The sequence below is a fragment of the Mycobacterium bourgelatii genome, from assembly GCF_010723575.1.
In the GTDB taxonomy this organism is placed as follows: Bacteria; Actinomycetota; Actinomycetes; order Mycobacteriales; family Mycobacteriaceae; genus Mycobacterium; species Mycobacterium bourgelatii.
The window spans coordinates 853,932-866,904 of sequence record NZ_BLKZ01000001.1; the positions used below are offsets into that span (position 1 = coordinate 853,932).

General features: G+C 65.7%; 12 protein-coding genes. 7 read left to right on the forward strand and 5 right to left on the reverse strand.

Annotated features, from left to right (window positions below; genetic code table 11):
- Nucleotides 1–90 precede the first annotated feature (90 nt).
- Together G6N68_RS04000 and G6N68_RS04005 are read left to right on the forward strand one after the other, a co-directional pair.
- Complete coding sequence (locus G6N68_RS04000; protein WP_069417474.1) at nt 91–666, forward strand: sigma-70 family RNA polymerase sigma factor; 576 nt, start codon at nt 91–93, stop codon at nt 664–666.
- Nucleotides 659–1,570: an anti-sigma-D factor RsdA gene (locus tag G6N68_RS04005; RefSeq protein ID WP_163708166.1), complete on the forward strand. Its 912-nt coding sequence runs from the start codon at nt 659–661 to the stop codon at nt 1,568–1,570. The genes G6N68_RS04000 and G6N68_RS04005 overlap by 8 nt, the downstream gene beginning before the upstream one ends.
- Before the next feature lie 106 nt (nt 1,571–1,676).
- Here G6N68_RS04005 and G6N68_RS04010 read toward each other — a convergent pair whose 3' ends face one another.
- Complete coding sequence (locus tag G6N68_RS04010) at nt 1,677–2,090, reverse strand: DUF5319 domain-containing protein (protein ID WP_065135424.1); 414 nt, start codon at nt 2,088–2,090, stop codon at nt 1,677–1,679.
- Between the two features lie 195 nt (nt 2,091–2,285).
- On the opposite strand from G6N68_RS04010, the gene guaB reads away from it, so the two are divergent.
- Genes guaB through G6N68_RS04025 form a run of 3 tightly spaced genes read left to right on the forward strand, consistent with a single transcriptional unit; the run spans nt 2,286 to nt 6,822 of the window.
- Nucleotides 2,286–3,884: an IMP dehydrogenase gene (guaB, locus tag G6N68_RS04015; RefSeq protein WP_163718140.1), complete on the forward strand. Its 1,599-nt coding sequence runs from the start codon at nt 2,286–2,288 to the stop codon at nt 3,882–3,884.
- Nucleotides 3,885–3,903: 19 nt separating this feature from the next.
- Nucleotides 3,904–5,031, forward strand: a complete 1,128-nt coding sequence (locus G6N68_RS04020; RefSeq protein ID WP_163708169.1) for a GuaB3 family IMP dehydrogenase-related protein — start codon at nt 3,904–3,906, stop codon at nt 5,029–5,031.
- Between the two features lie 45 nt (nt 5,032–5,076).
- The gene (locus G6N68_RS04025) at nt 5,077–6,822 is read left to right on the forward strand and encodes a GMC oxidoreductase (RefSeq protein ID WP_163708172.1); all 1,746 of its coding nucleotides are present in this window, start codon (nt 5,077–5,079) and stop codon (nt 6,820–6,822) included.
- Between the two features lie 18 nt (nt 6,823–6,840).
- Here the strand turns inward: G6N68_RS04025 and G6N68_RS04030 are convergent, their stop codons facing one another.
- Entirely contained in the window at nt 6,841–7,773 is a 933-nt protein-coding gene (locus G6N68_RS04030; RefSeq protein WP_163708175.1) for a TauD/TfdA dioxygenase family protein, read from the reverse strand.
- Between the two features lie 115 nt (nt 7,774–7,888).
- Between G6N68_RS04030 and G6N68_RS04035 the strand changes: the two genes are divergently transcribed.
- Both G6N68_RS04035 and G6N68_RS04040 read left to right on the forward strand, forming a co-directional pair.
- On the forward strand, nt 7,889–8,467 hold the full coding sequence (locus G6N68_RS04035; protein ID WP_163708176.1) for a TetR/AcrR family transcriptional regulator: 579 nt from the start codon (nt 7,889–7,891) through the stop codon (nt 8,465–8,467).
- Nucleotides 8,468–8,536: 69 nt separating this feature from the next.
- Entirely contained in the window at nt 8,537–9,223 is a 687-nt protein-coding gene (locus tag G6N68_RS04040; RefSeq protein ID WP_163718141.1) for a dTDP-4-amino-4,6-dideoxyglucose formyltransferase, read from the forward strand.
- Nucleotides 9,224–9,239: 16 nt separating this feature from the next.
- On the opposite strand, the gene G6N68_RS04045 is transcribed toward G6N68_RS04040, so the two are convergent.
- From G6N68_RS04045 to G6N68_RS31345, 3 genes are all read right to left on the reverse strand, one after another.
- A complete protein-coding gene (locus G6N68_RS04045) occupies nt 9,240–11,612 on the reverse strand; it encodes a glycoside hydrolase family 65 protein (RefSeq protein WP_163708179.1) in 2,373 nt (790 codons plus the stop codon).
- Nucleotides 11,609–12,361, reverse strand: a complete 753-nt coding sequence (locus G6N68_RS04050; protein WP_371871531.1) for a beta-phosphoglucomutase family hydrolase — start codon at nt 12,359–12,361, stop codon at nt 11,609–11,611. The genes G6N68_RS04045 and G6N68_RS04050 overlap by 4 nt, the downstream gene beginning before the upstream one ends.
- Before the next feature lie 148 nt (nt 12,362–12,509).
- The gene (locus G6N68_RS31345; protein WP_163708186.1) at nt 12,510–12,947 is read right to left on the reverse strand and encodes a cold-shock protein; all 438 of its coding nucleotides are present in this window, start codon (nt 12,945–12,947) and stop codon (nt 12,510–12,512) included.
- Between the last annotated feature and the right edge of the window lie 26 nt (nt 12,948–12,973).

Consider the following 12,973-nt stretch of genomic DNA (forward strand, 5'->3'; position numbering starts at 1 on the left):
GCAGTGTCTTAGCTGGCTCAGGGCTTGTCTCAGAGGCTTGTCTCAAAGCCAGGATGTGTCCGCTTCGTAACGTTGGAGATATCACCGTCGATGACAATTGAAGGCGAACGTCTCGACGCTGTGGTTGCGGAAGCCGTGGCGGGGGACCGGAACGCGCTTCGGGAGGTGCTGGAGACCATCCGTCCAATCGTCGTCCGATATTGCCGAGCGCGAGTCGGCACGGTCGAGCGGAGTGGCCTGTCAGCAGATGACGTGGCACAGGAGGTTTGCTTGGCCACCATAACGGCGTTGCCGCGCTACCGAGACCGAGGACGTCCGTTCCTGGCCTTCCTGTACGGCATCGCGGCGCACAAGGTCGCCGACGCGCACCGCGCCGCGGGTCGTGATCTGGCCTATCCGGCCGAGGAGGTGCCCGAGCGCCGGTCGTCGGACGCAGGCCCGGAACAGCGTGCGATCGAAGCGGATTCGGTGAGCCGGATGAATGACCTGCTCGAAATCTTGCCTTCCAAACAACGCGAGATCCTCATCCTGCGCGTTGTCGTTGGTCTGAGCGCGGAGGAGACCGCCGCCGCGGTGGGTAGCACCACGGGGGCGGTACGGGTGGCCCAGCACCGCGCACTTCAGCGGTTAAAAGACGAACTCGTTGCGGCAGGTGATTATGCATAATTCAGGGCGGAGTTCAGGACGCAATTCCGAACCGGACTTCGGGTCGCGCGGCGACCCGCCGGCGCTGGACGAACTGACCCACACCGATCTGCTGTTGGATGCGCTCGCCGAGCGGGCGGACTTCCGGCTCGGGGATCCCGACGACGACGCGCTCGCCACCTTGCTCGGGGAGTGGCGAGACGACGTGCGGTGGCCACCCGCCAACACGCTGGTGTCGAAAGACCAGGCCATTGCGGCTTTGGAAGAGGGACTCGCGGAGCGCCGGCGCACTCGTCGCGGTATGGCCGCGGTTGGGTCGGTGGCGGCAACGGTGTTGGCGTTGAGTGGATTTGGCGCCGTGGTGGCGGACGCTCGTCCGGGCGACGCGTTGTATGGCCTGCACGCGATGCTGTTCAGCGAACCGCGGGTCAACGACGACCAGATCGAGTTGTCGGCCAAGGCGGAGCTGGCGAAGGTCGAGCAGATGATCGCCCAGGGCCAGTGGGACCAGGCCCACACGCAGTTGGCGGAGGTCAGCAGCACCCTGCAGGGGGTGAACGACGACAACCGTAAGCAGAACTTGTTGAACGAAGTGAATCAGCTGAACACGAAGGTGGACAGGCGCGACCCCAACGCGCAGGCGCCCCAAACCGGGTCACTGGCCCCGGCGCCGTCGGCGCCACCGTCTGCGCCGCAGTCGACTCCGACATCCGTCCCGGCGACCACCTCGGCGGCGGGCTCGACGACCCCGACGGTAAGTCCGACAACAACCCCGCAGGACGGGGTCACGGTCAGCGCGACCCCGACGCCTTCGGCATCCGGGTCCCCGTCGCCAACCCCCGGCGCGACGGAGTCCGAGGCGCCGTCCCCGTCCGCAACCGAACCGTCGGACTCGACGACACCGGCTCCGACGACCACGTCGTAGGTCAACTCACGGGTCGCACAAGTCGTCGGAAACACCGACTGAACCGCCGGCGGAGCCGGCGCCGTAGTTAAAGACCGTAGTTAGAGACCGTAGTTAAAGAGCGCGCTCAGAGATGGCGGCGGAAACCGTCCGCGTCTGACGTCGCTTCGTTGAGCGAGGCGTCCGCGTACCCGCGGCAGTAGTCCCAGGTGACATACGCGTCGGGTTCGGGGTCATACGCCGGCTCGTGCGGACGCACCGTGCCGTCGATCAGAAGCTGCAGAAGATTGGCACGCAGCATGTCCCAATCGTGGTAGTGGTCTTGCTGGCACTCGTCGCAGCACACCACCAGCCCGCGGATGCCTCTGTGCGCCAGCAAAGCTTCGTAGACGGCCAAATCAGCCAGGTCGGCTTCGACGGCCATTCGCTCTTGCTGATCAAGGGGCTGTCCCGGCTCGACGGCCTCCAGCGCCGCCGACGGGTCGCAGGGGTCGTCAGCAAACGGGTCAGGCGGCAAACCCGGTGGGAGGTGGTCGCGCACGCCTCTAGACTACGCAAGCGGGCGGACATATTGCCAGAAATTCCCGGGCGGCCCCGTTCGTGGCGGGACCGGGGCGGTTCGGGTCAGTCTGGGTACCAACACGCCAGGCGTGCACCAAAAGCTGTGAGTAGGGCACGGTGCGGAAGCCGATAGGATGGATTTCTCATCTGACGCATGCGTATGGAGGGCTTCCAGATGTCCCGTGGCATGTCCGGCCTCGAAGAAAGCTCCGACCTGGTCGGCAGCCCTTACGTGCGCGACGCTCCCGTTTCGGGGCTCGCGGGCGAATCGGTGCCGACCGGCGGCGACGACCCGCACAAGATCGCGATGCTGGGTCTGACCTTCGACGACGTCTTGCTGTTGCCAGCGGCGTCCGACGTGGTGCCCGCCACTGCGGATACGTCCAGTCAGCTCACCAAGCGGATCCGGCTGAAGGTGCCGCTGGTTAGCTCGGCGATGGACACCGTCACCGAGTCGCGGATGGCGATCGCGATGGCCCGGGCGGGCGGAATGGGTGTGCTGCACCGCAATCTGCCCGTCGCCGAACAAGCGGGCCAGGTCGAGATGGTCAAGCGGTCGGAGGCCGGCATGGTCACCGACCCGGTCACCTGCCGTCCGGACAACACGTTGGCGCAGGTCGACGCGCTTTGCGCGCGGTTCCGCATCTCCGGTCTGCCCGTCGTCGACGACGATGGTGCCCTGGTCGGCATCATCACCAACCGCGACATGCGGTTCGAGGTCGACCAGTCCAAGCAGGTCGCCGAGGTGATGACGAAGGCCCCGCTGATCACCGCGCAGGAGGGTGTGAGTGCGTCAGCGGCGCTGGGCCTGCTGCGCCGCCACAAGATCGAGAAGCTGCCCGTCGTGGACGGCCGCGGCCGCCTGACCGGGCTGATCACCGTCAAAGACTTCGTCAAGACCGAACAGCACCCGCTGGCCACCAAGGACAGCGACGGCCGGCTGCTGGTGGGTGCCGCCGTCGGCGTCGGCGGTGACGCCTGGGTCCGGGCGATGATGCTGGTCGATGCCGGGGTCGACGTGTTGGTCGTCGACACCGCGCACGCGCACAACCGGCTGGTCCTGGACATGGTGCACAAACTCAAGCTCGAGGTCGGTGACCGGGTAGAGGTGATCGGCGGCAACGTCGCCACCCGAGCCGCGGCCGCGGCCCTGGTCGACGCCGGCGCAGACGCGGTGAAGGTCGGGGTGGGGCCGGGTTCGATCTGCACGACGCGGGTGGTGGCCGGAGTCGGTGCGCCTCAAATCACGGCGATTTTGGAAGCCGTCGCGGTGTGCCGGCCGGCCGGTGTGCCGGTGATCGCCGATGGCGGGCTGCAGTATTCCGGCGACATCGCCAAGGCACTGGCCGCCGGCGCGTCGACTGCCATGCTCGGTTCGCTGCTGGCCGGGACGGCCGAGGCGCCGGGCGAGCTCATCTTTGTCAACGGCAAGCAGTACAAGAGCTATCGCGGCATGGGGTCGCTGGGTGCCATGCAGGGCCGCGGCGGGGCCAAGTCGTACTCCAAGGACCGTTACTTCGCCGACGACGCGCTGTCCGAGGACAAGTTGGTGCCCGAAGGGATCGAGGGCAGGGTGCCGTTCCGCGGTCCGCTGAACTCGGTGATCCACCAACTGACCGGCGGGTTGCGGGCCGCCATGGGTTACACCGGCTCGCCCACCATCGAGGTACTGCAGCAGGCCCAGTTCGTCCGGATCACCCCGGCGGGCCTCAAAGAGAGCCACCCGCACGACGTCGCTATGACCGTCGAGGCGCCCAATTACTACGCACGCTGAGCTGACGGGCACACCGAACATGGTTGAAATCGGCATGGGCCGCAACGCCCGCCGCACCTACGAACTGAGCGAAATCAGCATCGTGCCGTCGCGGCGCACCCGCTCGTCCCAGGACGTGTCCACCGCCTGGCAGCTGGACGCCTACCGGTTCGAGATCCCGGTGCTGGCGCACCCGACCGACGCGCTGGTCTCTCCGGAGTTCGCGATCGAACTCGGTCGGCTCGGCGGGCTGGGCGTGCTCAACGGCGAGGGGCTGATCGGCCGGCACGCCGACGTGCAGTCCAAGATTGCCCTGGTCATCGAGGCCGCGAGCAAGGAGCCGGAACCGTCGGCTGCGATCCGGCTGCTGCAGGAGATGCACGCGGCACCGCTGAACCCGGACCTGCTGGGCGCGGCGGTGGCCCGGATCCGCGAAGCGGGTGTGACCACCGCGGTGCGGGTCAGCCCGCAGAATGCCCAGGCGCTGACCCCGGTGTTGCTGCAGGCCGGCATCGATCTGCTGCTCATCCAGGGCACGATCGTCTCCGCGGAACGGGTGGCCAGTGACGGTGAGCCGCTCAACCTGAAGACGTTCATCTCCGAACTCGACATCCCCGTCGTCGCGGGCGGGGTGCAGGACCACCGCACGGCATTGCACCTGATGCGTACCGGCGCCGCGGGCGTCATCGTCGGCTACGGCTCGACGCGCGGAGTGACCACCACCGACGAGGTGCTGGGCATCAGCGTGCCGATGGCGACCGCGATTGCCGACGCCGCGGCCGCGCGACGCGAATACCTGGACGAGACCGGCGGCCGTTACGTCCACGTGCTGGCCGACGGCGACATCCACACCTCCGGTGAGCTGGCCAAAGCGATCGCCTGCGGCGCCGACGCGGTGGTGCTGGGCACGCCGCTGGCCGAGTCCGCCGAAGCGCTGGGCGAGGGCTGGTTCTGGCCGGCCGCTGCGGCGCATCCGTCGTTGCCGCGCGGGGCGCTGCTGCAGATCGCCGTCGGCGAACGGCCGCCCCTGGAGCGGGTGCTCAACGGACCGTCCGACGACCCGTTCGGCAGCTTGAATCTGGTCGGCGGTTTGCGGAGAGCGATGGCCAAGGCCGGGTATTGCGACCTCAAAGAGTTCCAGAAGGTCGGCCTGACAGTCGGCTGCTGAGGGGTGCCGGTTTAGCTTCGCTGTCAAGCCGTTCATACTGCACCGATGAAGCCGGATTATGACGTTCTGATTATCGGGTCGGGATTCGGGGGCAGCGTCAGCGCGCTGCGTCTGACCGAGAAGGGCTATCGGGTCGGCGTTTTGGAAGCCGGACGCCGTTACGAAGACCACGAATTCGCCAAGACCTCCTGGGACCTGCGCAAATTCCTCTGGGCGCCCAAGCTGGGTTGCTACGGCATTCAGCGCATCCACCCGCTGACCAACGTGATGATCCTGGCCGGCGCCGGCGTGGGCGGTGGGTCGCTGAACTATGCCAACACCCTGTACATACCGCCGGACCCGTTCTTCAACGATCCGCAGTGGCGGGACATCTCCAACTGGCGTTCCGAGTTGATGCCGCACTACGAGCAGGCGCAACGGATGCTGGGCGTGGTCTACAACCCGACGTTCACCGACGCCGACCGCATCATCAAAGAGGTTGCCGACGAGATGGGCTGCGGCGACACCTTCGTGCCGACTCCGGTGGGGGTGTTCTTCGGGCCGGACGGCACCAAGACACCGGGCAAGACCGTGCCCGACCCATACTTCGGCGGTGCGGGACCGGCGCGCACCGGTTGCCTGGAATGCGGCTCGTGCATGACCGGTTGCCGCTACGGCGCCAAGAACACGTTGCTCAAGAACTACCTCTATCTCGCGGAATCCGCAGGCGCAGAAGTTATTCCGATGACGACGGTCAAGTCGTTCGCGCAGCGTCCGGATGGGTTGTGGGAAGTCAGCACGGTGCGCACCGGCAGCTGGGTGCGACGGGATCGGCGCAAGTTCACCGCCACGCACCTCATCCTGGCCGCCGGCACCTGGGGCACCCAGCACCTGCTGTTCAACATGCGCGACGCCGGCAAACTGCCCAAGCTGTCGAAGCGGCTGGGCGTGCTGACTCGCACCAACTCCGAATCCATCGTCGGCGCGGCCACATTGGAGGTGAAGCCGGATCTCGACCTGACTCACGGGGTCGCGATCACCTCGTCGATCCACCCGACGGAGGACACCCACGTCGAACCGGTGCGGTACGGCAAGGGCTCCAACGCGATGGGGTTGCTGCAGACGTTGATGACCGACGGAGCGGGACCCGAAGGCACCGACGTGCCGCGCTGGAAGCAGCTGCTGGACCAAGCGGGCAAGGATCCGAAAAACATGTTGCGGCTGCTGAATCCGCGGCAGTGGAGCGAACGCACCCTGATCGCGTTGGTGATGCAGCACTTGGACAACTCGATCACCACCTACACCAAGCGTGGCAAGCTCGGCATTCGCTGGTACTCCAGCAAGCAGGGCCACGGGGAGCCGAACCCGACCTGGATCCCGGTGGGCAACCAAGTGACCCGTCGGATCGCCGAGAAGATCGACGGTGTCGCCGGAGGCACCTGGGGCGAGCTGTTCAACATCCCGCTGACCGCTCACTTCCTGGGCGGCGCGGTGATCGGCGACAGCCCCGACACCGGGGTCATCGACCCCTACCACCGCGTCTACGGCTACCCGACGCTCTATGTGGTGGACGGCGCCGCGATCTCTGCGAACCTGGGTGTCAACCCCTCGCTGTCGATCGCCGCGCAGGCCGAGCGCGCGGCGTCGCTATGGCCGAACAAGGGCGACAACGACGTGCGCCCGTCGCAAGGTGAGGCATACCAGCGGATGGAGCCGATCGACCCGCTGCACCCGGTGGTGCCTGCCGACGCGCCCGGCGCGCTGCGCCGGCTGCCGCAGAAGGAGATCCTTCCGCAGGCCGACGTCGGCTGAGCGGTGCGGCAGGGGCTGCTAGCCCGCTAGCGCCAGCGGCGTCCCGCTGATCACCCGGCTGCGCTGCCCGTGCACGTTGACGGGGACGTCGCCCATCAAGGTGACCCGGTGCATGACCCGGTGCTGGTTGTCGTAGTCGTCGATCGCTCGGTGCTGGGTGGCTCGGTTGTCCCAGACGGCGACATCGCCCGATTCCCAGTTCCAGCGGATGGTGTTCTCCGGCAGGGTGATTCGACGCTGCAGTATCTCGAACAACAGGTTCGACTCATGACTGTCCAGTCCGACGAGATTGCGGACGAAGTCGCCCAGCACCAGGGTTCGCTCGCCCGTCTCCGGGTGCACACGCACCACCGGATGCTCGGTCCGGAAGTCGGGCTCCTCGAACACCCGTCGGAAGGCGCGCTGCGCCTCGGTTGACGATTCCTGCGCCTCGCCGGTAGTGCCGCCGGGGGCCCCGCTGGCGGCGTAGTCGTAGCGGTTGGAGTGCACGGCCCACAGGTGCTTGGTGAGCGACTTCAGCGGCTCGGGCAGATCCTCGTAGGCGGCTGCGGTGTTGGCCCAGAGCGTCGACCCGCCGTAGCTGGGCAGCGTGACCGCGCGCAGGATCGACGCCGCCGGGTAGTTGGCGGCGAACGTGACGTCGGTGTGCCAGCGGTTGGCCTTGCCGAACACCGAGTTGATGGGCGTGATGACCGGCGCGTTGGCGGCGAAGGCGGCGGCGGCCGGGTGCCCGACGGGGGTGCCGAGTAGTCCGGCGAATGCGAGCTGCTGCGCGTCGTCGAGGTGGTGCTGGTTGCGGAGGAAGATCACCTTGTGGGCCAGCAGCGCCGCCCGGATTTCGTCCACCACTGCCGGGTCCAGGTCGCCGCCGAGGCGAACACCGCTGATCTCGGCACCGATGCGGCTGCCCAGCTTTTTCACTCCGATCAGATGGGTGGTGGTGGTCGTCATGATGTGTCCTTACCCGGGTGTTCATCTGTAGTCAGTTGACTACATTAGAGCTCACTGTAGTCGAGTGACTACACCCGGTGCAAGGGGCAGTTTCGCGGTCGGCTAACGTAGACGGATGACTACACGGTCCGCGGGGTCTGCGAGGGTGTCGCGCGGCAAGATCCCCACCGGCCGCGATGAGGTTGCGGCGGCGGTATTAGAAAGCGCTACAGATCTTTTCGCCGAGCGTGGGCCGGCCGCCACGTCGATTCGTGACATCGCCGCAAGGTCGAAGGTCAACCACGGGTTGGTGTTTCGCCACTTCGGCACCAAAGAACAGTTGGTCGGTGCGGTGCTCGATCACCTGGGCGCCACGCTGTCCGGGTTGGTGCACTCCGAGACCCCGCCCGACGTCATCGAACGCGCGCTTGACCGGCACATGCGGGTGCTGGCCCGCGCATTGCTGGACGGTTATCCCGTCGCGCAGTTGCAGAAGCGTTTTCCCAACGTTGCCGAGCTGCTCGACGAGGTGCTTCCCCGTCATGAGGACGAAACCAAGGGGCGGCTGGCCGTCGCCAATTCCCTTGCACTGCAATTTGGTTGGCGGCTGTTCGCGCCGATGCTGCGCTCGGCGACCGGTCTTGACCACATGCCCGAAGAGGAACTGCGTCAGGAGGTGGCCGCCGAGGTCGCCCGGATGCTTGGACCGCGCTGAAGTAGGGTCAGCGCGGTGGGGAAAGCCGACGATGACACGAACCGTGACACCAAGAGTGCCACGAAAACACTGATATTGACCGACAACGTCCACGCCCACGCCGTGGCGTTGGAACTGCAATCCAGGCACCCCGGCATCGATGTCTATCAGTCCCAGCATGGTCAGCTGCCCGATGTCCCGCGGCTGAACATCAACGAGCAGGCACTCGAGGTCATCGACCGGTATGACCTGCTTCTTTCCCTGCACTGCAAGCAGAAGTTCCCGGCGCAGCTGATCGACCGGATCAGGTGCGTGAACGTTCATCCGGGGCTCAATCCCTACAACCGCGGCTGGTATCCGCAGGTGTTCTCGCTGATCAACGGGCTACCGGTAGGAGTGACCATCCACGAGATCGACGAGGAACTCGATCACGGGCCGATCATCGCCCAGCAGGAGTGCGCGATCGAGTCGTGGGATACCTCGGGAACCGTCTACGCCAGGCTCATCGAGATCGAGCGCCAACTGGTGCTCGAACACTTCCCGGCCATCCGCGACGGCAGTTACCAGACCACCCCGCCGCACATGGAGGGCAACCTCAACTACAAGAAGGACTTCGCCGCGCTGCTGGAGCTGGACTTGACCGAACGCGGCACGTTCGGCGATTTCCTCAACCGGCTGCGCGCGTTGACGCACGACGAGTACCGCAACGCCTGGTTCGTCGACGAGTCGGGCCGCAAGGTGTTCGTCCGCGTGGTGCTCGAACCCGAGCAAGCCTGAGTCGGCGCTGCTTCTCCTACTTCGTGATCGACCGGGCCATGGCACGCCGGTGTACCGGCTCGCGGCCCGGCGGCTGCGGCGGTGGCGGCAGCAGCGGCTTGCGCTTGCGCACCGGGAAGGTGGACGGCTTCTCGGTGCTCAGGGTGATCTCTTCGCCGGCGTGCCGCATGTTCAGCTCGCCGCCCGGGCCGTCGCGCAGCGTGTAGGTCACATCGTCGTGGTTCACGTCCACCGTCAGTCGAAATCCCTGCCAGCGCAGCCGGAACCGCAGGCACGAAATGCCGTCGGGCAGGTGGGGATCGATGGACAGGATGCCCTCGTCGTCACGCAGTCCGCCAAAGCCGTTCACCAAGGCCATCCACGCTCCGGCCAGCGACGCCATGTGCAGGCCGTCACGAGTGTTCTGGTGCAGATCGCGGAGGTCGATCAGGGCAGCCTCGTAGGCGTAGTCATGGGCCAGTTCCAGGTGACCCACCTCGGCGCACATGACGGCCTGGGTGCACGCCGACAGTGACGAGTCGCGCACCATGCGCCGCTCGTAGTAGTCGACGTTGCGTGCCTTCTGTTCGGGCGTGAACGCGTGGCTCTGCCATTGCATGGCCAGCACCAGGTCGGCCTGCTTGATCACCTGCGCGGGATACAGCCGCACGTAGGCCTCGTGCAGGAGCAGGGGGTAGGTGGTGTTGGTTTCGAAGTCCCATTCGCCGAAGGTGGTGAATCCTTCGCATTGCTGATGGACGCCCAACTCCTCGTCGTAGGGGATGTTCACGGCATTGGCCGCATCGCGCCAGGCGGCCATTTCCTCTGTGGTGACGCCTAATTCGCCCGCTTTGTCGGGGTGACGGGCGCTGGCATCGGCGGCGGTGAGGAGATTGTGGGCCGCCATCAGGTTGGTGAAGACGTTGTCGCGCACGATCGCCGTGTACTCGTCTGGACCGGTGACCCCGTCGAGGTGCCAGACGCCGTGTCGGTCGTGGTGGCCGAGCGACATCCACAACCGCGCGGTCTCGACGAGCACCGTCAGCCCGCATTCGGCTTCCAGCGAGTGGTCACCGGTGACGGTGCGGTACCGCTCGAAAGCCATTGCGATGTCGGCGTTGATGTGCCAGGCCGCCGTGCCGGCCGGCCAGTAGGCCGAGCACTCTTGACCGCGGATGGTTCGCCAGGGGAAGGCGGCGCCGTCGAGGCCCAGTTCGGCGGCGCGCTCCTTGGCCAGGTCCAATGTCGAGGCGCGCCAGCGCAGGGCGTCGGCCACCGCGTGCGGCAGGGTGTAGGTGAGCACCGGGAGCACGAATCCTTCGGTGTCCCAGAAGGCGTGGCCGTCATAGCCGGTGCCGGTGAGCCCTTTGCTGGGAATGGCGCGCCGTTCGGCGCGGGCGCTGGCTTGCACGAGGTGAAACAGCCCGAACCGCACGGCTTGCTGCGATTCCGGGTCGCCCTCGACCTCCACATCGGCGCAGTCCCAGAAGTCGTCGAGGTACTTGCGCTGGGCGTCGAGCAGCCCCTGCCATCCGCTGTACTGCGCGCCGTGCAGGGCGGCGGCGGCCTGGTCGCGCAGCGCCGGCCGGGAACGCAGGCTCGACCAGCCGTACGCCAGATACTTGACGATGCGCAGCTTTTGTCCGGCCCGCAGCCCGCAGATCACCGTGGTTCGGGCCAGGTCGGCGCGGGCGTCGGTGGAGACCTCTACCCGGCCTGGTACGTCCACCTCGTGATCCATCGCCGCGGCCATCATCAGCGCGCTGGCGCGGGTGCGGTGCATGAGAACCGCTCTGGTGCCGCTACATTCGTGATCGACCGCCTCCAGCGGATTTTCCAGGATCGCCGAAACCCGCGGGTCGTCAGAAGTTTGCGGTTGGTCCTCGTTGGTAACCAGTTCGGACTGCACGGTGACCCGGGCGAAGTCTTCGACGGCCTCGACCACGTATTCGATGGCCGCGACACTGCGCTGCACCAGCGACACCAACCTGGTCGAGGTGATCTTGACCTGCTTGCCGGTGGGGGTGCGCCAGTGTGCCTTGCGGCACAGCGTTCCGGCGCGTAGATCGAGAACCCTTTCGTGCGAGATCAATTCGCCGTAGCGGACATCGAATGGCTCGTCGTCGACCATCAACCGCAGAATCTTTCCGTTGGTCACGTCGACGACGGTTTGGCCACCCTCGGGATAGCCGTATCCGGCTTCCGCGTACGGCAGCGGGCGGATTTCGTAGAAGGAGTTCAAATAGGTGCCGGGCAGGCCGTACGGTTCACCCTCGTCGAGGTTGCCGCGCAAGCCGATGTGCCCGTTGGACAAGGCGAATATCGACTCCGACTGCGACAGCAGGTTCAGGCTGAGTTTGGTCTCCCGAACAACCCACGGTTCTACCGGGAAGGTTTCTTCGGTGATCATGACTGCAGCAGTTCGGCGAGATCCGTTACCACCACGTCCGCGCCATTGCTGCGTAAATCATCGGCCTGACCCACTCGATCGACTCCCACCACTAGGCCGAAGTTACCGGCACGCCCTGCTTGCACGCCAGAGATTGCGTCTTCGAACACCGCGGCTTCTTCGGGAGTCACCTCCAACAGTTTCGCCGCGCGCAGAAATGAGTCCGGCGCGGGTTTGCCGGCGATGTTTTCTTCACGCAAGGTGACGCCGTCCACCCGCGCTTGGACGAAGCGGTCCAGGCCGGTGATCTCGAGCACGTCGCGAGTATTTGCACTCGACGACACGACGGCGATGGCCAGACCGGCGTCCGCCGCGGCTTCCAAATAGCGCCGCGATCCGTCGAAAACCTCGACACCGTCTTCTTTGAGGACCTTTTGAAACATGTCGTTCTTCCGGTTGCCCAGGCCGTTCACCGTCTCGGTATCCCCGGAGTCATCGGGATCGCCGTCAGGCAATTCGATGTCCCGACTGCTCAGGAAGGAACGGACACCGTCTTGCCGTGGCTTTCCGTCCACATATTTGCGGTAGTCGGCGGCCGGATCGAAGGGAACGAATTCCTCTCCGGTGCGCTCGGCCCGTTGCTTCAGATATTCGTCGAACATGGCCTTCCAGGCCTTGGTATGCACGCTCGCGGTATCGGTGAGCACTCCGTCGAGGTCGAACAGGCAGGCGCGCACCTTATCTGGCAGACCGAGCACGGAGAACCTCACTTTCTGGAGTAATTCAGGTTGATACCCACTCCACCATGGCTACCCCTTCGCGACGCGCGACACGCACCGCGCGACGCACGGCGCGGGACAACGAGTTACATGCACCGACGCCGCTGGGTCGGCTTGATTAGGTCGGGTGTTCGACGGGCTACGCGTCGATCCAGCCCTGCTTGCGGGCCAGTTGCTCGAAGCCGCTGCGCACCTCGAGGATCTGCTGGGCGTTCAGAGCAGGGGTTATCCGCAACAGCTTCTCGGTGACGATGTGCAGAAATTCCTCGGGAGTAAGAACATCGAAGTAATCGTCACCGATCGCGGCCCCGTCATCGTCTCCGACATCGGAATGGAGCTTTGGTGGTGCATCCGCGAGCCGGACTTCCGTCGCAAACTTTCCGCGATTGCCCTCTTCGATTTCAAAAGAAACCTGCACGCCCGGCTTGACCTTTCGCTTGTCTACTTCCAGATCATTGACATGCAGAAAGACGTCGTCTCCGCCGATATCGGGTGCTACGAAACCATACCCACGCACTTCATCAAAACGAACCACTTTCCCAACGTGCCGCACCCCAAAACACCCCGCATCCCACATAGGTCCTACACCTGGTGATGCTACTT

Coding starts and splice junctions, on each gene's coding strand:
- G6N68_RS04020 (WP_163708169.1), top strand. CDS start 3,904: ATGGTTGAAATCGGCATGGGCCGCAACGCCCGCCGCACCTACGAACTG.
- G6N68_RS04025 (WP_163708172.1), top strand. CDS start 5,077: ATGAAGCCGGATTATGACGTTCTGATTATCGGGTCGGGATTCGGGGGC.
- G6N68_RS04035 (WP_163708176.1), top strand. CDS start 7,889: ATGACTACACGGTCCGCGGGGTCTGCGAGGGTGTCGCGCGGCAAGATC.
- G6N68_RS04030 (WP_163708175.1), bottom strand. CDS start 7,773: ATGACGACCACCACCACCCATCTGATCGGAGTGAAAAAGCTGGGCAGC.
- guaB (WP_163718140.1), top strand. CDS start 2,286: ATGTCCCGTGGCATGTCCGGCCTCGAAGAAAGCTCCGACCTGGTCGGC.
- G6N68_RS04005 (WP_163708166.1), top strand. CDS start 659: ATGCATAATTCAGGGCGGAGTTCAGGACGCAATTCCGAACCGGACTTC.
- G6N68_RS04000 (WP_069417474.1), top strand. CDS start 91: ATGACAATTGAAGGCGAACGTCTCGACGCTGTGGTTGCGGAAGCCGTG.
- G6N68_RS31345 (WP_163708186.1), bottom strand. CDS start 12,947: ATGTGGGATGCGGGGTGTTTTGGGGTGCGGCACGTTGGGAAAGTGGTT.
- G6N68_RS04045 (WP_163708179.1), bottom strand. CDS start 11,612: ATGATCACCGAAGAAACCTTCCCGGTAGAACCGTGGGTTGTTCGGGAG.